The 20,265-nt window shown below is 72.6% G+C and carries 11 protein-coding genes; 5 read left to right on the forward strand and 6 right to left on the reverse strand.

The features are described from left to right. The first annotated feature begins 6 nt into the window (after nucleotides 1-6). The 4 genes from FL311_RS09980 to FL311_RS09995 all read left to right on the forward strand — a co-directional run bounded on the left by FL311_RS09980 (nucleotide 7) and on the right by FL311_RS09995 (nucleotide 13,036). Nucleotides 7-2,736 (forward strand): hypothetical protein, encoded by a 2,730-nt coding sequence (locus tag FL311_RS09980; RefSeq protein WP_141324706.1) that lies wholly within the window; start codon nucleotides 7-9, stop codon nucleotides 2,734-2,736. A gap of 54 nt (nucleotides 2,737-2,790) precedes the next feature. After that, complete coding sequence (locus FL311_RS09985) at nucleotides 2,791-9,324, forward strand: HEAT repeat domain-containing protein (RefSeq protein WP_141324707.1); 6,534 nt, start codon at nucleotides 2,791-2,793, stop codon at nucleotides 9,322-9,324. After that, entirely contained in the window at nucleotides 9,321-11,165 is a 1,845-nt protein-coding gene (locus tag FL311_RS09990; RefSeq protein ID WP_141324708.1) for a GNAT family N-acetyltransferase, read from the forward strand. Before FL311_RS09985 ends, FL311_RS09990 begins: the two co-directional genes overlap by 4 nt. Before the next feature lie 410 nt (nucleotides 11,166-11,575). Continuing rightward, the gene (locus FL311_RS09995) at nucleotides 11,576-13,036 is read left to right on the forward strand and encodes a reverse transcriptase family protein (RefSeq protein ID WP_141324709.1); all 1,461 of its coding nucleotides are present in this window, start codon (nucleotides 11,576-11,578) and stop codon (nucleotides 13,034-13,036) included. 53 nt (nucleotides 13,037-13,089) lie between these two features. Here FL311_RS09995 and FL311_RS10000 read toward each other — a convergent pair whose 3' ends face one another. After that, nucleotides 13,090-13,986 (reverse strand): alpha/beta hydrolase, encoded by an 897-nt coding sequence (locus tag FL311_RS10000; protein WP_141324710.1) that lies wholly within the window; start codon nucleotides 13,984-13,986, stop codon nucleotides 13,090-13,092. 168 nt (nucleotides 13,987-14,154) lie between these two features. On the opposite strand from FL311_RS10000, the gene FL311_RS10005 reads away from it, so the two are divergent. Further along, nucleotides 14,155-15,681, forward strand: a complete 1,527-nt coding sequence (locus FL311_RS10005; RefSeq protein ID WP_141324711.1) for a GMC family oxidoreductase — start codon at nucleotides 14,155-14,157, stop codon at nucleotides 15,679-15,681. A gap of 53 nt (nucleotides 15,682-15,734) precedes the next feature. Here the strand turns inward: FL311_RS10005 and FL311_RS10010 are convergent, their stop codons facing one another. From FL311_RS10010 to FL311_RS10030, 5 genes are all read right to left on the reverse strand, one after another. Next, complete coding sequence (locus FL311_RS10010; protein WP_153882672.1) at nucleotides 15,735-15,875, reverse strand: hypothetical protein; 141 nt, start codon at nucleotides 15,873-15,875, stop codon at nucleotides 15,735-15,737. A gap of 197 nt (nucleotides 15,876-16,072) precedes the next feature. Then, the gene (locus FL311_RS10015; RefSeq protein ID WP_141324712.1) at nucleotides 16,073-16,486 is read right to left on the reverse strand and encodes a hypothetical protein; all 414 of its coding nucleotides are present in this window, start codon (nucleotides 16,484-16,486) and stop codon (nucleotides 16,073-16,075) included. Nucleotides 16,487-16,581: 95 nt separating this feature from the next. Beyond that, nucleotides 16,582-17,724 carry a bestrophin family protein gene (locus FL311_RS10020; RefSeq protein WP_141324713.1) on the reverse strand — a complete coding sequence of 381 codons (1,143 nt, stop codon included), beginning with the start codon at nucleotides 17,722-17,724 and terminating at the stop codon, nucleotides 16,582-16,584. Between the two features lie 154 nt (nucleotides 17,725-17,878). After that, entirely contained in the window at nucleotides 17,879-19,510 is a 1,632-nt protein-coding gene (gene lnt / locus FL311_RS10025) for an apolipoprotein N-acyltransferase (protein WP_141324714.1), read from the reverse strand. Next, the gene (locus tag FL311_RS10030; RefSeq protein ID WP_228556786.1) at nucleotides 19,507-20,070 is read right to left on the reverse strand and encodes a hypothetical protein; all 564 of its coding nucleotides are present in this window, start codon (nucleotides 20,068-20,070) and stop codon (nucleotides 19,507-19,509) included. The genes lnt and FL311_RS10030 overlap by 4 nt, the downstream gene beginning before the upstream one ends. Nucleotides 20,071-20,265: the final 195 nt, after the last annotated feature.

Below are 20,265 nucleotides of genomic sequence, written 5' to 3' on the forward strand. Positions count from 1 at the left end.
TGGCCCATGTCGACGAGCGACGCGCTGAACGCAGCAGACCTCGAGCGGTTGGCCCAGGCGGAGTCACCGGACCTGGCCGATGCCGTGCTTGCCCTCCTGGAGCAGGAGGAGCCGGAGCCGGAGGAAGGCAAGGCCCCGCCGAAGGACGCCTTCACCTTCGAGAAGCTGCTGCGCTCGCTCGCCCAGGCGCAGGCCCGCTACGACAGCGACTCACGGCGTGAGGCCTCCGCGGACGCGTGGCAGCGCTTCCTGGCCCAGAAGGACGTGCCCCAGCCCGCGCGGCTGGCGCTGGCGGACCTGCTGGTGTCGCTGTACCGCAAGAACACCCACGCGTCGCGGGCGGTGCTGCTCAAGCTGGCGGCCACCGCGGACCTGAAGTTCGGCCTGTGGGGCGGGCTCAAGCGCATCTACAAGCTGGCCGAGGCCGACCACGACGCGGAGCTGTTCGGCGTGCTCGCGTGGCGCTTCGACGTGGAGCGCCGGCAGTCCTACAAGCACGAGGTCTCCGGCGGGACGCTCCAGTACCTGCGCCGCCGCGCGTGGCGCTACCTGCGGCACCTGGGCGCCGCCGTCCCGGAGCTGTATCCGCAGTTCGCCGTGGAGGTGCTGCGCCACTACGAGGAGGGCACGTCCTGGTACTCGGTCTGGGTGGCGAACCACATCTGGGCGCACGGCACGGGCAACTACACGGGCGGCTCCTTCGGCATCCAGCCGCCGGGCGACATGGTGAAGCAGCGCGCGTTCACGGAGGCGTGGAAGCGCTCGCCGGACGCGCTGATGCGGCTGCTCGACACGTGCATGTCGGACCCCGCCGCGCGCTTCGCCATCCAGGGCCTGCGCAAGGACTTCCCGGAGAGCCTGCGCAAGGTGACGCCCGCGTGGTTGGACCGGCTGGCGCGCCGCCCCCTGGCCAGCGCCCACGACTTCCTGGTGGAGACGCTGCAGGGCTCCCCTGAGTTCCACCAGAGCAAGCTGCGCGAGCTGGGCCTGCACGACGCGGTCATCGCGCTGCTGATGTCACCCAGTGGCAAGGCGCGCACGTACGCCATCGAGTACGCCCGGGCGCACGCGCAGGATTTGTCCGCCGAGCGGCTGGTGGAGCTGGTGGCCAAGGGCGAGAACGACGTGAAGGCCTTCGCGGCCGCCACGTTGGAGAAGCGAAACCCGCGCGAGCTGGGGATGGAGCTGCTGGGGCGGCTGTTGCCCTACAAGGCCACGGCGGCGTTCGCGGCGAAGTCGCTGGAGCAGTCGTTCGACCGGGCGGAGCTGACGTCGGGCTTCCTGCGGGACATGTACCTGGGCACGTCCGAGCAGCTCAACTGGGCCAAGGGGTACGTGCAGTCCAAGTACGCGGCCGGGGAGATGCCGGTGGCGTTCTGGAAGGAGCTGTTGGAGGACCCGCGGCTGACGAAGAAGCCGTACCCGGTGGAGGGGCTGGTGGTGAAGGCGCTGTCGTCGTACGCGCCGGCGGCCATCGGTCCGGAGTGGCTCCTGGACAAGGCGGCGCACCCGCGCATCGGCTCGCAGGTGGCCACGTGGCTGCAGCGCGCGGACAGCCTGCCGGGGCTGGACGTGGAGAAGGTGAAGGGCCTGGTCTTCAGCGCGAAGCACCGGCACGTGGCGCTGGCGCTCCTGGGCAACCGCAAGCTGTTCACCGCGCGGCAGCTCACGGTGCCCTGGCTGCTGGCGCTGGCGCGGCGCGCGGACCCGACGCTGCACGACTTCGCGCACCGCTACCTGCTCGAGTACGTGGTGCCCGCGGACTTCAGCGACACGGGGGACGCGGCGGCGGGCCTGGAGCGCCTGTTCGAGCTGGCGCTGGGGGCCAAGCAGCCGGTGCCTGTGCGCGCGTTCGCCCAGACGTACCTGCGCTGCCACCACCCCCTCATCGGGCCGGAGCAGCCGGAGTCGAAGTCGTACGAAATCAAGCCGAAGGCGCCTCGCAAGGCGTACACGCCGGAGAAGCTGTGGCCCGCGCTGTTCGACGCGCGCGACGACGTGCGCCGCTTCGCGCTCGCGGTCACCCGCGCGGAGCTGCGCGCGTGGGGCTGGCACACGCGGGTGTACGAGCTGGCGGACGCCGAGGCGAAGGAGATCCGCAACCTGGCCTACGACGCGCTCCTGCGCGCGGGTGAGGAGGGCGCGGACGCCCGCTACGTGCTGCACCCCGAGGAGCTGGACCCGGTGAAGGTCTTCTCCCTCACGGAGAGCACCAAGCGCAGCACGCGCGAGGTGGCGGTGGAGCTCATCCGCCGGCACTACGCCAGGCTGGGCGGCGCCGAGCGGCTGACGTGGCTGATGCAGAGCGCGGACCGCGAGGTGGGCCTGTTCGCGGTCCGCCTGCTCTGGGAGAAGCACCGCCCCACGCACCTGCCGGAGGGGTGGAAGCCCGCGGGCGCGAAGGAGGCTCCCGCCACGGGGGGCGGCGCGCCGTTCGCGGACGTGCCGGCCCTGCGCGAGTTCCTGCGCAAGATGCTCTTCGGCCTGCCCCCGGGCCGCGCCAAGGAGGCGCGCGAGGGCGAGGTGCAGAAGCGCCTGTCGGCCAGCGTCGCCAAGCGCCGGGTCATCGAGCTGGTGCGGGACCTGGGCCTGGAGGACGAGAGCTTCGCCCGGGTCATCGCGCCAGTGCTCGGGGAGTTCACCGGCTCCATGGCGAAGGGTGAGTGGCAGAGCTGCCTGGCGTCCCTGGTCCAGCTGCGCACCGCGCATCCGAGCGCGCAGCTCGGGGGCTTCTGAGCGTCGGCATTCCCAGCGTCACGGGTGCCCGGTGGGCGCCCCGGAAAGAACTTCATGTCCGTTCTCGCCATCGGCAACATCGAAAAGCTCCGCGCGCTCGCGGCGAACCCCCGCGTGCTGCTGCTCGGCGGCGCCCGCGCGTCCGCGCCCAGCCGCTTCACCGCGTACGAGCTGGCCTCCAACAAGGTGCTGTGGAGCAGTGAGCTTCCCTCCGCCGTGAGCGCCCTGGCCCTGTCGGGCGAGCGCTTCGCCGCGGCCCTGTCCGACGGCACCCTGTGCCTGGGCACCGTCTCCGACGGGCAGGTGCAGACGCGCCTCACCGACGCGCACCCGGGCGGCGTCACCGCGCTGGCCTCCAGCCCCGACGGCAAGGTGCTGTTCAGCGCGGGCGCGGACGGCGTGGTGCGCGGGTGGGAGTGGGACGGCGCGCGCAAGGTGCACGAGTGGAAGGCGTCGCCGCAGCCCCTGCGCGCGGTGGCGGTGGACCCGTCGGGGACGTTCGTCGCGTGTGGTGGTGATGACGGCGTGGTGCGCTCGTTCACGAAGGCCACCGGTGAGCGCCGGGACATGGCGGGCCACGAGGGCGCGGTGCGCGCGCTGGCCTTCACCCCGCGCGACGGTCGGCTCGCCTCCGGTGGCGACGACGGCAAGGTGCGCTTCTGGTACCTGGTGGGCGCGGTGGAGTTCGAGGTGCGCGGCGACAAGGACTCCGGTCACGCCGGAGCGGTGCTCGCGCTGGTGTTCCCGCCCACGCCCGCCGCGCAGGACGACGAGGAGCCCGGCGACCGCGTCTGGTCCGCGGGCAGCGACGGCAAGGTGAAGGTGTGGCGGCTGGACGAGCGCCGCAAGCCGCGCACGCTGGACTGCGGCAGCAAGCCGGTCAACGCGCTGGTGTTCGTGGCGCCCGCGAATCCGCGCGAGGCGCGCACGTCGCTGGGCGCCATCTTCACGGCGGGCGAGGACCGGCGCGTCTTCCGCTTCGGCATCGAGACGGACGGCAAGCCGGCCAACGGGCAGGCCGTGTCCCGGCACGGGCTCGACCTGCTGACGGAGTCGCTGAAGGCGGGGCGCCCCAAGCGCGAGGCCGCCGTGCGCGAGGCCGTGGCGCTGGAGGAGACGGAGGCGCTCGACTTCGTGCTCCAGGTGCTCTCCACGGACAAGGAGGCGGAGGTGCGCCGGCTCGCCGCCCGCGAGCTGGGCGAGAAGGGCCGCGTCGCCGCCCGTCCGAAGCTGCGCGAGCGCCTGGACGACGACCATCCCCAGGTGCGCGAGGAGGCCCTCAAGGCCCTCGACGTGCTGGAGACGGAGTCGCCGCTGGCCGCGCCCCGCGCCGCGCTGGAGTCGCGCTTCGTGGACATGCGCGTGGCGGGCCTCAAGCGGCTGGCGAAGCTGGGCCGCGCGTCCCCGCTGGTCCCCGCGCTCATCGCCAGCAAGCTCGGTGAGTCGGACGCCACCGTGGGCCTGGCCGCGCTGGACGCGCTGTCCGAGGTCTCCGCGCCCGCCGACACCGAGCCCCTGCGCGCCGCCTTCGAGCGGGGCCAGCCGCGCCTGCGTGTGGAGGTGCTGGTGCGCATCGCCGGGGCGGGCCTGTTGGGTCACGCCCAGCTGCAGCCGCTGGTCGCCCGCGCGCTGGATGACGCCGATGCGGACGTGCGCCGCGTGGCCTTCACCATCCGCGTGCTGGAGCGCCGCGCCCTGGCGCACGCGCTGGAGGGCCGCGACGAGGACTTCGCGCGCTCCACCAAGGACGTGGCGCGCCGGCTCGCGCAGCGCTCGCGGCAGGGACAGACGGCCGCGCTGACGGACGCGGACGTGCAGGCCGCTCGCGACGCGATGCCCGCGCAGGGCGCCGTGGGGGCCTCGCTGACGGAGAGCGACCTGGAGCCGCTGCTCGCCGCCATGGCCTGCCGCACGCCGGACACCGCCGTCCGGGGTGCTCGGGGCCTCGCGCAGTTGGGAGATGCCCGGGCGCTGGGCGCGCTGTTGCAGCTCTCCCGTGAGCCGGACCCCGCCATCCGCCGTCAGGCCGCCGCCGCCCTCCAGGCGCTCCAGGACGCTCGCGCTCGTGAGCGGCTGGTGTGGATGCTGGACGACGAGAACGCGGACGTGCGCGCGGCCTCGCTCGACGCCGTGGTGGCGCTGGACGCGGAGGCGCCGCTGGCCTCCGCCGAGGCGGCCCTGCGCTCCGGTCACGAGGACGTGCGCGTGCGCGGCCTGGACCGGCTGGTGAAGCTGGGCGCCACGGCGCAGGGTGCCGAGCCGCTGCTCGGTGACGCGCTGGAGGACGAGTCCGCCAAGGTGCGCGGCGAGGCGTTCCGCACGCTGTGGGCGTGGAACGAGAAGGTGCCGGAGAAGGCGCTGGACCGCGCGCTCGCGGGCCGCTTCCCGGACCTGCGTGGCCGCGCGGTGGAGGTGCTCGCGCAGCGCGGCGCCGAGGGCTGGGCGCAGGAGCGGCTGAAGAAGTCCGTGGAGGACCGCGACGTGGGCGTCGCCACCGCCGCGTACGAGGCGTGGGTGAAGCTGGTGGGCAAGGAGAAGCCCGAGCCGCACCTGGCCGCGCTCGCGTCGACGCACCCCGCCCTGCGCGTGCTGGCCGCGAAGGGCTCCGTGCACGCGCCCGCCGAGCCCCTGCGCTCGCCGCTGCTCAAGCGCGTGCAGGACGAGGAGCTGGACGTCGCCGTCGCCGCGCTGGAGGCGCTCGACAAGCTGATTCCGAGCGAGAACGGGCCGCTGCTCGCGGGCCTGTCCTCCGCCTCGCTCCCGGTGCGCGTGCGCGCGTCCGAGCTGCTCGCGCCCCGTGGCGCCGAGGACATCATCGAGCCGATGCGCAACCTGATGGACAAGGAGCTGGAGCGGCAGTACCCGCCCGCGTTCCTCATCCCGCTGCGCATCCGGGGCGCCCGCGCGCTCGCGACGCTGGGCTCGCGCCGGCTCCTGTCCTGGTTCGCCACCACGCTGCTGACGAGCGAGCTGGGGGATTTGCAGGAGCAGGGCGCGCGCGGCCTCGCCACCGCCTGCCGTCGGGGCGACGAGGGCTACCTGCTGGACGCGCTCAGCCACGCCAACGTGGCGGTGCGCTCGTGGGGCGCGGACGGACTGTCGCGCCTGGGCGATGCGCGTGCGCTGCCGGTGCTCACCGGCAACCTGCGCCATGACCACCTGCCCATCCGGCTGGGTGCCATCCTCTCCTTCGCGGCCCTGGGCTCCGAGGGCGACGGCGGCCTGCTGCACGGCTTGGAGGACCGCGCGCGCGAGGTGCAGGAGATGGTGTTCGCCATCGTCCTCGCGCGCGACTTGCGCGCCACCCGTCGCGGTGAGCCGCCCGACCTGCTCGCCAGCGCGCTGTCCAGCGGACGGCCCGAAGTGCGCTACGCCGCGGCCCGCGCGCTGGAGCTGCGCACGGAGACGGACGCGTACCGCGCGAACCTGGTCGAGGGACTGCTGCCGCCGAAGCCCGACAAGGTCGGCGACATGAAGGACTGGCCCTCCGAGGAGGACCGCGCCAGGCGCATGGTCGGGCTCGCCGAGGCCCTCTCCAGCGGTCAGCCCGAGCAGCGCTACGCGGCGGCCCAGGTGCTGCTGCTTCGCAACAAGCCGCTCGACTACTTCCGCGAGGCCTTGAAGGTCGCCCGGCCGAGCTCGCTGGACGCCCCGTGGAAGCCGGAGACGGCGCCCACCGTGTCGCCCGTGCAGGCCACGCCCGCGAAGAGCTGGCTGCGTCGGCTGTTCTCCGCCACGAAACCTGGAGGTGCGCCGGAGCACGCCTCGCCCGAGGCGGCCACGAACGCCGAGCGTCAGCACCTGCGCCGGCTGGCCTTCGGCGCGTACGTGGGCCTGCTGCGCCAGGTGTCCGCGGGTGACGACGAGGGTCACCGCGTCCGTCGCGACGCCGTGGACCGCGTGGTGAAGCTCACCCAGGAGGGCTACGCGGGCACTCCCGCCGCCGTGGCCGCGCTGCTGCGCGCCCTGGAGGACCCGCACCAACTGGTGCGCAAGGCCGCGCTCACCGGCCTCAAGGAGCTGTTCCCCGCGGGCAGCGACGAGCCGCTCTCGCTGGCCCTGGCCTCGCTGTCGCCGGACGTGGCGCGCATCGCGCTGGACGAGCTGGCCGAGCGGGGGGACGCCGCGAAGCCGCGCATCACCGCCGCGCTCAACTCGCCGCTGTCGGACGTGCGCCGCTACGCGTTCGAGCTGCTCGAGAAGCTCAGCCCTCCCGGCAGCCTGGAGCCGCTCTTGGCCGCGCTGGGCAGCGAGCACGCGGACCTGCGCGTGGGAGTGATTGAGCGGCTGGCCGGCGCCAACGACTCGCGCGTCACCGAGGCGCTGGGACGGGCCATGTCCAGCGAGCACGAAGACCTGCGCCTGCGCGCGTCCGAGCTGCTCGCGTGGCGCGGCGACGAGCGCGCGGTGGAGGTGCTCGCCTCGTTCCTGCGCTCGGAGACGCCCGCCGTCGCAAAACGCGCGGTGGAGGCGCTCGCCCGACTGGCCACGCCCTCCGCCGTGAGCGCCCTGGCCGCGCGGCTGAATGTGTCCGCTGACTCGCACGAGCGGCTGCGGCTGGTGGACGCGCTGGGACAGACGCGCCGCCCCGAGGCGCTGGACGTGCTCGCTCGCCGCGTGCTGGAGGACGACACCAGCGCGGTGCGCGTCGCGTGTGTCCCCGCCGCGATGCAGGTGGCGGGCGCGGACGTGAAGAAGCGCGACGCGACGCTGGCGCTGCGATTCCTGCGGCAGGCGGTGAAGAGCCTGGACGTGGCGGTGCGGCAGGCGGCCCTGCGCCAGCTGGAGCACGGCGCCGAGGCCGGCCAGTCCGAAGTCCTGGTGAGCCTCTTCAACGACCGGGACGTCACGGTGCGCGCCGAGGCCGTGTCGCTGTACTCCAAGCGCGTCATCGAGCACGCCGCCCCCGTGGGCCCGCTCGAGGACGTGCTGCGCGGTGGGGCTCGCGAGCTGATGCTGCCCGCCGCCGAGGGTGTCGCGCACCTGCGCGGCGTGAGCGCGCTGCGCCCCCTGCTGCTGTACTCGCGCGCCGGTGAGGACGGTCAGCGCGAGCGCGCCCTGCTCGCCCTGGGCACGCTGGGTGACGCGCGGGCCCTGAGCGAGCTGGAGACGGTGGCCGCCGGCGGCACGCCCGAGGCGCCCACCGAGCCGAGCATGATGTGGGCGGCGGTGGAGGGCCTGGGTCGTCTCGCGGGCCGGCTGCCGGACGGCGAGGAGCGCCGCCGCGTCGAGGAGAAGGTGGAGGCCGCCGCGGTGGAGGGCGCCGACGTATCGCTCCAGCAGGCGGGCGTGAAGGGCCTGCGCGCCATCGGCGGCGAGCGCGCCCGGGTGAAGGTCGAGGCGCTGCTGCTCGACACGGACACCCACCTGCTCGTGCGAATCACCGCCGCGCAGGAGCTGGGCAAGCTCAAGGACGTGGAGGCGGAGACCACACTCGCCACCATCCTGGACGACTCCACGGAGCTGCTCCGCAAGGAGGCGCGCAAGGCGCTGGACGAGCTGTTCCCCAAGGAGCGCACCCGCGTCGAGTTCCTCGCCGTGGCCAGCCGCTACCAGGACATCTCCGAGCCGGCCGTCACGTACCTGTCCCGCGAGGGTGACCCGGCGCTGCTGGTGCCCCGGCTCGCCACGCTGACGAATGAGGAGCTGCGGCTGAGCCTGCGTCGGGGGCTCGCGCGGCGCGGCGCGCTGCCGGTGCCCGAGACGGTGACGCTGCTGGAGCACGACAAGGCGGAGGCCCGCCAGGAGGCGGCCCTGCTGATTGGCACGTGGACCGGCGAGGCGCGCGCCTCCGGACAGGTGGACCTGGCGGCGCTGTCCCGCGCGCTGGTCACCTCCGAGCGGCGCACCGCGAAGGACTGGGCGGCCACGCCTCCCGGCCCGAAGAAGAACGTGCTCGCCTCCGCGTGGGAGCGCCTCCTGTGGGCCGGCTCGCGGCTGGGCACGGCGGGGCTCGCCGACTCCGCACGCGACATCCTCAAGGCCGGTGAGCAGGGCGCTCCCGCGAGCGTGCGTCAGGAGGCGGCCCGCGTGCTGTCCCGCCTGGGCACGGCCGGCGCCACGCTGAAGCTCCAGGGCCAGGACACCTCGGCGCCCGTGCTGTCCAACGACAAGGAGCGCGCCGCCTCCGCGGACGTGCTCAAGGGCGTGCTGACGGACCCGGACGCCCAGGTGCGCTCGGCGGTCGCGGATGCACTGGCGCGGCTTGTCCCCGAGAAGGCCGCGGCCTGGGCGCTGGAGGTGAAGCCGTTCGACCCGGTGGCCCTGGGGCCCACGGGCGCGAAGGTGCCCGCCGAGGCCCTGGCCACATCCGAGGGCCGTCGCCTCGCGGAGCCCTCGCTGCTGGGTCAGGGGAATCTCGCGCCGCTGGCCGCGCTGGCCCAGAGCGCGAAGCCCGAGGTGAAGCAGGAAGCCTGGGCCGGACTGGGCCGGCTGGGCGGTGACGAGGCGGCGAAGCTGCTGCACACGGCCGCCTTCGACAAGTCTCAGTCCGTGGAGCTGCGCAAGGCCGCCTGGCGCGCCCACAAACGTGCACGTCGCGCCGCCGAGCGCGCGAAGAACCACCGGAAGGAAGGGAACCCGTCGTGACGACCGCCACCCGTCACCCCGTCGAGCTTCGCTACGCCACCGCGAGCGACGTGGAGTCCCACGCGGACGCCTCGCGCGTGCTCCTGGCCCTGGAGGGCTCGCGCGGCACCGTCGGCGTGCGAGGCCGCCTCAAGGACGCGTCCCTGTTCCGCGACGCGCTCACCGCCACGTTCGGCATCCTCGCCAGCGACCTGCGCTACCGGGGCAAGGACCGCACCGCGTACCTCGCCTACCTCATGAAGAAGGGGAAGCGGGCGAGCGCGCAGATCTGGGAGGCCCAGAAGGCCTTCCTCGACAACGCGCTCGACGGTGAGCAGAAGCAGGACGCGGTGCTGGACCCGGTGCTCACCGTGGACCCGGACAGCGTCTCGCTGGAGGTGTTCTCCCGCGACGAGAGCGCCTATGCGCGCCTGTCCCTGGACAACAGCCTCTTCGAGGGCCGCGAGGCCGCGCACGGCTCCACCTTCCTGGACGTCCCGTCGGACCTGCTCTCGCGCATGGACCGGCTGCGCACCTACCTGCCCGTGTCGCTGGAGGCCCACGTCGCGCTGCCCGCCAAGCAGGCCCGTGAGCCGCGCAACGTGCAGGTGCCGCACGCGTGGCTGCGCGGCTTCCTCCAGGTGCAGTCCGCCGCGACGCTGCCCGCCAATACGTGCGAGCTGGCGCCCATCGACCTGTACAACCTCCTCTTCGCGCTGCGCACCCGCAAGGCGAAGAAGGCCCCGCGCGCGCTGCGCTTCGAGCTGGTCCCCGGCGCTCCGCCCCGACTGGTGCTGGAGCCGTGGGAGCTGGTGCTCGAGTGCCACGGCGGCAAGTACACCGGCACCGCGCCCGCGGTGGTGCGCACGTTCGGCCGCCAGCGGCTGGTCGCGCTCGCGCGCCTGTTGCCGCATGCGAAGTCGGTGCGCCTGCAGCTCATGGGTCCGGGCCTGCCGGTGTTCTGGGTCATCGACATGGGCCAGGCCACGCTGACCATGGGCCTCACGGGCTGGACGGAGAGCGGCTGGTCCTCCGCCGCGGCCTTCGACGTGCTCATGCCCCGCTCGGTGCCGGACGGGCTGGCCGAGAAGCTGCGCGGGAAGCTGCGCGCCGACGGTCCGCAGACCTTCGAGCCCCTGGTCGCCGCCGCCGGTGGCGCGACGAAGGAGCAGGTGCGCGCGGCGCTGCAGCTCGAGTGCCTGCGCGGCCGCGTCCTCTTCGACGTGGCCCAGGGCAAGTACCGCCCGCGCGAGCTGATGGCCACGCCCGTGGACGAGTCCGTCATCCGCTTCGGCAGCGAGCGCGAGGCTCGCGCCCACCGCCTGCTCGGCGACGGCGGCCCGGGCGCCGGCGAGGTCAAGCTCACCAAGGTGCACGACCTGGTGGGCGAGGGCACGCGCATCCACGGCGAGGTGGTGGACCGCGAGGCCGTGCGCAGCTTCTTCCCCAGCTTCACGCTGGATTTGGAAGGCCGCGTGAAGGACGCGTCCTGCGGGTGTCCGCACTTCCGCCGCTCCGGCATGCGCGAGGGTCCGTGCGAGCATCAGCTCGCGCTGCGCCTGGTCTACGCGCGCCGCCGCGCCGAGGAAGAGGCGCTCCGGCAGACGCCCGAGGGCCGCAAGCACATCCGCGCCGAGACGCGCTCGTACGTGCGCCGCGACGCGGAGAGCGGACAGGAGATGGTGTACCGCGTTTCCCTGGATGGCCAGGTGGTCGCCGTGGAGTGGGGCCTTCGCACCGGCGAAGCGCGTCACCAGCGGCTCTGGTTCGACACGGACGTGGAGGCGCGCACCGCGTATTTCACGCGCCTGGAGAAGCTTTCGGCCGACGGCTACATCGACGCGGCCTCGTCATTGGTGTAAACCCTCAACCACGGCTCGGTCGCCTTCAAAGGCGGCCGACAGGGAAGGTGCGACGGAAGACACGATGAAGCGCGCTTCACGCGCGAGCAGCCGAGAGAGGTCTGGAGTGCATCAGCCTGAGCGCCTCGAGCGCGGGAGCGGCGTTGCGCCGCTCCGGTTTGAATGCAGGACACTCTCCGCAAGGTAGCCTGTTCTTGGCTCTCTCCCTCCCATGCACTACGGCCGGGGTGGGCAGCGGAGCCAACGACGCGACCGCCGTTTGCCCACCCCGGCCGTAGTGCATGGGAGGGGAGAGCCGGTGAGGCTACCGTGCCCCAGGTGAGATGGTGGTGCTTTCCTGGCCTCCCTCGACTGCTCGCGAATGACAGCCGCTTCGTCCGAAGCCGCCGCGCCCCCTCGAAGGTGCTGACATGACCGCCAGGCTGGAGTCGTTCGTCCCCGCTGCCGCGCCGCAAGCCGTCGCGACGCCAGCGCCCCAGGCCCCGTCCGCCAACACGCTCGCCCAACGCGAGGCCCGCCGGGCCGCGCACGAGGCACTGCTCACCCGCTGGAAGGCCATCGTCGAGGCTGGCGGCGCCGAGGAATGGGCGCAGGCCCAGCTGGTCTCTCGCGGCCTCGCCGTGGGCGAGCTCGACTTCTCCAGCGCCTCCGAGAAGGAGAAGACGGCCTGGAAGGAGAAGAAGAAGGCCGAGGCGGCCGAGCGTCGCGCGCTGGGGCGCCAGGCCCACGAGGCCTGGAAGGCCACCCACGTGGGGCACCTGGGTGCCGGGGTCCACTGGGTGGAGGAAGGCGGCTCCGACAAGTTCGACATCGCGCACCGTGAGGAGCGCGCTCGCGCGAACGGGCTTCCCGAGCTGGGCTCCGCGGAGGCGCTGGCCAAGGCGCTGGGGCTGAGCGTCTCCAAGCTGCGCTGGTTCGCGTTCCACCGCGAGGTGGACACCGGCTCGCACTACATCAGCTGGGGCATCCCCAAGCGCGACGGCGGGACGCGGACGATTACGTCCCCCAAGCCGGAGCTGAAGCAAGCGCAGCGCTGGGTGCTGTCCAACGTGGTGGAGCGGCTGCCCGTGCACGGCGCGGCGCACGGCTTCGTCGCGGGGCGCTCCATCCTCACCAACGCGCTCGCGCACCACAGCGCGGATGTCGTGGTGAAGGTGGACCTGAAGGACTTCTTCCCCTCCGTCACGTGGCGCCGGGTGAAGGGCCTGCTGCGCAAGGGTGGCCTGCCGGAGAACACGTCCACGCTGCTGGCGCTGATGTCCACGGAGGCCCCGCGCGAGGCGGTGCAGTTCCGCGGCAAGACGCTCCATGTGGCCAAGGGTCCGCGCTCGCTGCCGCAGGGTGCGCCCTCGTCTCCGGGCATCACCAACGCCCTGTGCCTGAAGCTGGACAAGCGCCTGTCCGCGCTGTCGAAGAAGCTGGGCTTCGTCTACACGCGCTACGCGGACGACCTGACGTTCTCGTGGACGAAGACGAAGCAGCCCAAGGCTCGCCGCGCGCAGGGTGCGCCGGTGGCCGTGCTGCTCGCGCGCGTGAAGGACGTGGTGGAGTCCGAGGGCTTCCGCGTGCACCCGGAGAAGACGCGGGTGAGCCGCAAGGGCACGCGTCAGCAGGTGACGGGCCTGGTGGTGAACAGGGTCCGCGACGGCGTGGCCTCCGCCCGCGTGCCGCGCGATGTCGTGCGCCGGCTGCGCGCGGCCATCCACAACCGACAGAAGGGCAAGCCCGGCCGCGAGGGTGAGTCCCTCGAGCAGCTCAAGGGCATGGCCGCCTTCGTCTACATGACGGACGAGGCCAAGGGCCGCGCCTTCCTGAAGAGCCTGGAGCAGCTCGAGGCCCGCGAGAAGGAAGCGGCGCCCAAGGCGCCCTGAAGTGCTGGGGTCGCGGGCTCGGCGGTAGGTGATTCACCTCCGGGCCCGTCGGCTCAAGGCGCGGGATTCGCCGCGCTCCCCTCCCCGCCTGCGAGCAGCGCCGCGTCGAAGAAGGCGCGCAGCCGGCGGGGATATTCCGTCGGCTCCACGGTGGCGAAGCCGCCATGCCCCGCGCCCTGGATGCGCCACGTGCGCGCGTACTCGCGCACGTGGGCGAACAGCTCATCCGCGAGTGGCTGACCGGACTCCTCCGTCCCCATCACGATGAACAGGGGCCTGGGCCGGATGTGGTCCACCGCGTCGATGGTGCGCACCTCTTCCAACTGGATGCCGCGCCGCCAGAACGGCACCAGCGCGCCCGTCTGGGTGATGACACCGAAGCGCCGGAAGTCATACGCGGCCGCGAGCCACAGCGTGTTGAACGGGGACAGCAGCACCACCGCGCGCACGTCCTTGTCCTGTGCGGCCACCTCCGCCACCGCGGCGGAGCCAATCGAGAACCCCAGCGCGCCCACCTTCGCCGGGTCCACGTCGGGCCGGGCCCGCACGAACTCCAGCGCGGCCCGCACGTCCCTTCGCTCCAAATCGCCCCACGTGGACGTCTCGCCCTGACTTGCGCCGTGCGCGCGCAGGTCGAACAGGAGCACACCGTAGCCCGCGTCCCGCAGGATGCGCGCCTCCGGCAGCACGTCCGCGCGTGTCTGGGAAAGGCCGTGTGTCATCACCACCGCGGCGCGGTTCCTGGAGGGCACGTACCACCCGCGCAATTCCAGCCCGTCCGAGGTGAACAGGCGCACGTCCTGCGCGTCCGCGAAGTCGGCGGGGCGCTCCGGCGCCACCCGGGGATAGTGGAAGTACGCCTCCGAGTGCCGCAGCGCACGCGCGAAGAGCGCCAGGGTCGCGAGCACCCCCACCACCACCACCGCCGCCACGACTCGCCGCCACTTCATGCAACACCTTCCCCGGGCATCCCCCGGCTGCTCGCCCGAGCCCCACGCGAGTCACTCGCGACACAGGCGGGCGTCCAATGGTCAAGCTCGCGCGCGGCAGCTTACACTGCGCCGAATCAACTCGCGGTGAGTCACACCGCGCATCCCCTTTGCACTCGCCGGGTCGCTGTGAGCACGTCCAAGAAGACTTTCGATGCGGTGGTGGTGGGCTCCGGCGCGTGTGGTGGCTGGGCGGCCAAGCAGCTCACCGAGGCGGGGCTGAACGTCCTGGTGCTGGAGGCGGGGCGCAGCAACCAGGCGGACAAGCTGCTGTGGGTGATGCACCGGGTCCGCCAGAAGCTCTTCCGCTACCAGGCGGAGACGGACAGCGCGCGCAAGCAGCGCCAGTCGGTGCAGTCCACCACCTTCGCGTGGCCCTTCCATCCGCACGCCTTCGTGGATGACGTCGACAACCCGTACACCACGCCGAAGGACGCGCCCTTCACGTGGATTCGCGCGCGGCAGGTGGGCGGACGCACCTCGGTGAAGGCGCACGGCCGGCAGTTCTACCGGCTGTCGGACTTCAACTTCAAAGCCGGCGGGCGCGACGGCCAGGGCCCGGACTGGCCGCTGACGCTGGCGGACCTGGCGCCGCACTACGAGACGGTGGAGCGGTGGATGGGCCTCCACGGCAACACGGACGGGCTGGACACCCTGCCCGACTCCATCTTCGCCGCGTCCATCGCGATGAACCCGGCCGAGCAGCGCCTGAAGGAGCGCGTGGAGCACCGCTGGCCCGAGCGCCGCGTCGTCGTGCGCCGCACCGCGGGCGCCCCCGTCACCATCCCCGCCGCGCTCAAGACGGGCCGGCTCACCCTGCGCACGCACGCGGTGGTGGACCAGGTGCTGCACGACCCGAAGACGAACAAGGTCACCGGCGTGCGGTACATCGACTCCGACACGGGCAGGACGCACGAGGCCCACGGCCGCGTGGTGGTGCTCGCCGCGGGGACCATCGAGACGACGCGCCTGCTGCTGCACTCGAAGAGCGCCGCGTTCCCGGAGGGCCTCGCCAACTCCTCGGGACAGCTGGGCCGCAACCTGATGGACCACACGTACCTGCTCGGCATCGAGGCGAAGATGAACCTGCCAGCCTCCGAGCAGCGCGCCGAGCAGAGCTGGGCGTACATCCCCCAGTTCCGCAACGTCACCTCCCCCGCGGACGGCTTCTCACGCGGCTATGGCGTGCAGGTGTTCACCTTCGGGGACTCGTGCCACTTCGTGCCCTTCGGGGAGATGGTGCCGCGCGAGCACAACCGCGTGACGCTGAGCCCCACCGTGAAGGACCGCTGGGGGATTCCCGCGGCGCACATCGAGTGCCGTCACTCGGACAACGAGCTGCGCATGTGCGCGGACGCCGTGGCCGCCTGCCAGGAGATGATGAAGGAGGCGGGCTTCACGGTGGAGAAGGTGAACGACACCCTCTCCACGCCGGGCATGGCCATCCACGAGGTGGGCACCGCGCGCATGGGGACCGACCCGAGCACCTCGGTCCTCAACGCGTGGAACCAGAGCTGGGACGTGCCCAACCTCTTCGTGATGGACGGCTCGGCGTTCCCCTCGCAGGGACCGCAGAACCCCACGCTGACGATGATGGCCCTGGCCGTGCGAGCCAGCGCGCACCTGGTCAGCGAGCTCAAGGCCGGCAGGCTCTGACGCGCACGGAGGACACGGCCACGCTCGGAGGTGGCCGTGTCTCCTCACGGGCCTCAGTCCTTGGGGCCCTGGCCCTCGGGCTTCTTCTGCTTCTCACGCAGGCTGAGCCGCGAGCTCCACATCGCCGGTGTCATCACCACGATGAGAAGCGTCAGCAGCACCGTTCCAATCATCAGCTCCCAAATCATGTCCATGGCTTCGCTCTTCTGGATTCTTCAGACCGACTGACTGCCATGCCGGAGAGAGCGAACGACTCGCGCACCCGGCTCCTCAGGGACACTCCGAGGGCGGCACGCCTTCCGTGGACACCACGGACGCGCGCAACCCGGGCACGAGGCGGCCATCGCGTGACTCCCGAGGGAGGACACGACGTCACCGCGCGCCGGAGCGCTCAGATGAGGAGCGTGCGGACGCGGAGGAAGACAGGCGGTCCCTGGGCGGGAGGCAACTGCCACCAGGAGAGCGAGCGCTGCGGCACCCACTCCGGCGGACGAGGAGACACCCAGGCGACCGGGAGCAGCACGGGGGGCGCCACGACGAAGGGCGCGCCACTGGAGCCACCCGCCTCGGTGGGCGCGGGCAAGTCCCAGTGCGGCTCCTCGCAGCAGTTCCAGCTCAGCGCCGGCCCGTCGGGCGAGGAGGAGGCCTTGTGGCCGCCTTCCTTCTCGTGCTCGTGGCAGCGGCACTTCGTGGCGCGGGTCAGGACCTGCTTCTCGCAGTAGTGCCCCAGGCCCGCGACGCCGCTGGCCAGGACCTGCCAGCCGACGAGCAACACGAGCGTGAGGATGCGGGACAGTCCGGACACGGTGCTCCGGGTATACGCCGCGCGTGGGTCCGCCGCAACGAGAGGGCCCGGGGTGCGACGCTGCGCCCTCACAGGCCCCATTCGGGCAGCTCGTTTCAGTACAAGAGGCCCTTCTGCGGCTGCACGGGCTGGGGCAGCTCCGTCTCGCCCAGCATCTGCCGCAGGTTGATTTCGATGGTCCGGCTCAGCGCCGTCATCGGCGTGTCGCTGACGTCGTCCTCGAAGGGCGTCTCGATGTCGCGGCCCACCGCGTCCAGGCCGATGAAGAGGAACGCGATGATGGCGGTGACGATGGGCGTGAGCCAGCCCAGCTCCTCGACGACGCCGAGCGGAAGCAGGACCAGATAGGCGCGCGTCATCACGAACAGGAGGATGTCGTACTGCCGGGGCAGCGGCGTGTTCTTGATGCGCTCGCAGGCGCCCAGCAGGTTCGTCATCTCGGACAGCGTGCGGTCCATCGTCACGTGGAGGAAGACGACCTTCTGCGGGTCCGACACCTGGCCGTAGATGCGGCGCAGGCGGGTGGCCATCCACAGGAGGATGGCGGAGGGGATGTTGTGCTCCTCGCGCAGGGCCTCGAGGACGGCGGGCCGGAAGAAGCGGACGATTTCGGGCAGCGGGTCCTGGCGGCGCAGGTGGCAGCGCAGCGCATGCACGAAGCCCATCTGCGCGTAGACGAGCTCACGCGCGTCCTCGGTGATGCTCTCCACCATCTTGGTGATGATGCCCCGCTGCTCCTCGGGTGGAGACTCCAGGTTGGCGATGTGCTCCAGCGAGACCTTGGCGTCGGTGGGCATGCGCGCCTGACCGAACCTGTCGCGCACGGCGCCGTCGCTCGCGCGCGGGCCCCTCACGGTGCCGGGGCGGTCCACGGCGGTGCGCAGCAGGCGCGAGGGCACCGCGGCGAGCTCCACCTCGGAGAGCGGCTCCTGCGTGGCTCCGGGCCGAGGCAGCAGCGTGAGCACCTGTCGGGCGAAGGAGCGGGACCAGTTCACCACGCCGCCCCACAGCGTGCGCGCCTCCCACCAGCGGTCGTAGGCGGAGTTGTTGCGGAAGGCGAGCAGCACACCGAGCGCCGCCGCGAGCACCGTGACGGGCAGCGCGGGCACCGCCATCCAGGACGCGTCGTACACGCGGTAGCCCACGATGATGGCGAGCGCGAAGAGGACGTGCACGGTGACGGGGAGGCCCGTGTAACGCAGGATGATGCGCCAGGACAGACTCCGACCGACAATCATCGCGAGGGGACTCCGAGGACGAGGTTGCGCCGCGCGGAGCGTGTAGTGACGACGCCCCGGGCCGACAACGGCGGGCGCCGGGCTGTCACCCGGATGTGTCACGCAGCGGCGCGGACCCCAGCTCCGAGTGTCCTCAAGCGAGCAGAGTCCGCCGTCAGCGCCGAGCGCCGCGAGCCCCCAGCACCGCGCCTCCGAGCAGCGCCACCGCGCACACCAGCGCGATGGGCCCCAGCCAGTGCCCCCAGGCGAGCGCCAGCGTGGACAGCCCGGGCGACGCGGGCACCCGCATCACCTGGGTGCCCCGCTGCGCGTCGCCGATTTCGGAGAGGACCTCCCCCGTCGCATCGATGAGCGCGGACACACCGGAGTTCGTCACACGCACCTGCGGCCTGCGCGTCTCGATGCTGCGGAAGATGGCGTGCGTCAGGTGCATCCGGGGGCCGGGCGTGCCGGTGAACCATGAATCATTGCTCAGCGTGAGCAGGAGGTCCGCGCCCTGGCGCACCTGCTCGGCGACGTAGGCGGGGAAGACGGTGTCGTAGCAGATGAGCGGCGCGACCTTCAGCACGCGCCCGTCCCGCCGACGCAGGGGCAGCGTCCGAGGCCCCGGGCCCGGCGTCCAGCGCCCCGTCCACGGCAGCCACTCGCGCAGGCTCGGCGAGTCGATGGACGCGGGCACCCACTCCGTCAACGGAAAGAGCTTCGACTTGCGATACACCGCGCGCTCGGGCGCACCGCCTTCACGCGCCGCGGGCGCGAGGAACATGGCGGCGTTGAACTCGCGGCCGTCCTCCACGTCGTACGAGCCGAACACGAGCGGCACGCTCCGCGCGGCGACGTAGCCGGCAATCTCCGCGTCCAGTTCCGCGCCCGCCTCGCTCTTGGGCACACCGAAGGGCGTCGGGTACACCGTCTCCGGCCACACGAGCACATCGAGCGGCGCCTCGCGCAGGAGCGCGTCCGACAGCGCGTAGTGCGTGTCGAGAACCATCCGCACCACCTCGTACATGCCCATCTCTACCTTGAGCTTCTCGTAGCTCGTGATGTTCGCCTGCACCGCGCCCACCACGAGCGCCGGCGTCGCGTCCGTCGCCGCGCGCACCTGGGCCAGTCGCAGGGCCCCATAGCCCGTGAGCCCCGCGAGCAGCACCGCGGCCGCGCCCAGGGGACGCAGCGCGCGCGCCACGCCACGGGCGCGGAAGACCCGCACCGCGCCGAGCAGCCACTCGTTGACCGCCAGGAGCGCGAGCGTGAGCCCCGCCGCGCCCGCCACGTCGCCGAACTGTCGCAGCCGCTCCGAGGAGACGAAGCCCTGTCCCAGCGTGTCCGAGAACAGCTTGGGCGCGAGCCACTCGACGCCCACGTACACGAGCATGCTCGTCACGGCGGGCAGCCACGCGGCGCGCTCGCCCACGGCACGGCGGGCCAGGTGACGCGCGAGCGCGGTGAGCACGAGCTGGGGCTGGAACACGGGCGCCAGCAGCAGCATGGCGCCCCAGCACAGCCACAGGGGCGCGCCCGAGTAGCCCTGGAGCGCGGCGGGGAACCACTGGAACACCGTGGCGCTGAACGTGACGCTGAGCCCCGCGCCGAGCGCCAGGGCCTCCTTCGACGAGCGCGCGCGGTCCACGGCCGCGAGCCAGAACGTCAGGGCCACCCAGCCCAGCGAGGTCCACGGCGAGACGAGCGACGAGAACGCCCACAGCGCCACGGTGGTGAGCGCGACGGCGACCAGCGCGTCGGCCAGGTGTCTTCCGGGCGAGGGCTCCAGACGACCGAGCTTCAAGGCGCGTCCTTGGACTCGTCGGACTTCGGCAGCTCCAGCATGCGCACGGGCATGCCCGGGGGCGCCAGCTCCTCGGGCACCACGCGGTTCTCCGGAATGGGGATGGGCTGGCCATTCGCGTCCACCGGCTTGTGGTCCGGATGGAACATGAGGATGGCCTCGACGCGCTCACCCTCGTCCGTGGACTGGTAGTGGCGCACGTAGCCGGGCGGCAGCTCGAAGTCCTCCGGCACGACGAGCCCGCGCTTGAGGGGCTTGGTGCCACGCTTGTACAGCTGCAGCCCCGTGGGCTGTTCCGAGGGCATGTCGGGCTCCGGCGCGGGCGGCGGCGCTTCTTCGAGGGGCGCGGCCATGGCGACAGGCGCCTGGGGAACGGCTCGCGGCGCGGCGCGAGGCACCGGGGCGCGCGCCACCACGGGTGCGGGCTCGGCGACGGGGGCGGGGGTCTCGACGAAGGGAGGCGGGTCCTCGACCTCCACCGCCGAGGAGCTCCACCACAGGCTCACCGCGATGGTCAGCACGGTGAAGACGAGCGCGCCGCCCACCAGCCACTTCGCCACGCCACCTCCCGAGGAGGGGCGCGAGGCGGCCACGTGGGTGACACCGTCACGGTCGACACGGCGTTCAGGAGATGGTTGCTGCGGCCGCATGCTCGCCGGGAGACCTCCGCGCTGCGTATGCTACGGACAGCCTCTCGCCGAGGCAATGTGGCCACTTGCGGCCCCCCGGCGCCCCCGCGCCCCTCGCACCATGAG

The organism is Myxococcus sp. AB025B (assembly GCF_006518215.1).
GTDB lineage: Bacteria > Myxococcota > Myxococcia > Myxococcales > Myxococcaceae > Myxococcus > Myxococcus fulvus.

What these genes read in the sequence shown, in the direction of transcription:
- FL311_RS10010 (WP_153882672.1), bottom strand. Translation starts at nt 15,875, where the DNA reads ATGGACATGATTTGGGAGCTGATGATTGGAACGGTGCTGCTGACGCTT.
- FL311_RS09985 (WP_141324707.1), top strand. Translation starts at nt 2,791, where the DNA reads ATGTCCGTTCTCGCCATCGGCAACATCGAAAAGCTCCGCGCGCTCGCG.
- FL311_RS09995 (WP_141324709.1), top strand. Translation starts at nt 11,576, where the DNA reads ATGACCGCCAGGCTGGAGTCGTTCGTCCCCGCTGCCGCGCCGCAAGCC.
- FL311_RS10020 (WP_141324713.1), bottom strand. Translation starts at nt 17,724, where the DNA reads ATGATTGTCGGTCGGAGTCTGTCCTGGCGCATCATCCTGCGTTACACG.
- FL311_RS09980 (WP_141324706.1), top strand. Translation starts at nt 7, where the DNA reads ATGTCGACGAGCGACGCGCTGAACGCAGCAGACCTCGAGCGGTTGGCC.
- FL311_RS10000 (WP_141324710.1), bottom strand. Translation starts at nt 13,986, where the DNA reads ATGAAGTGGCGGCGAGTCGTGGCGGCGGTGGTGGTGGTGGGGGTGCTC.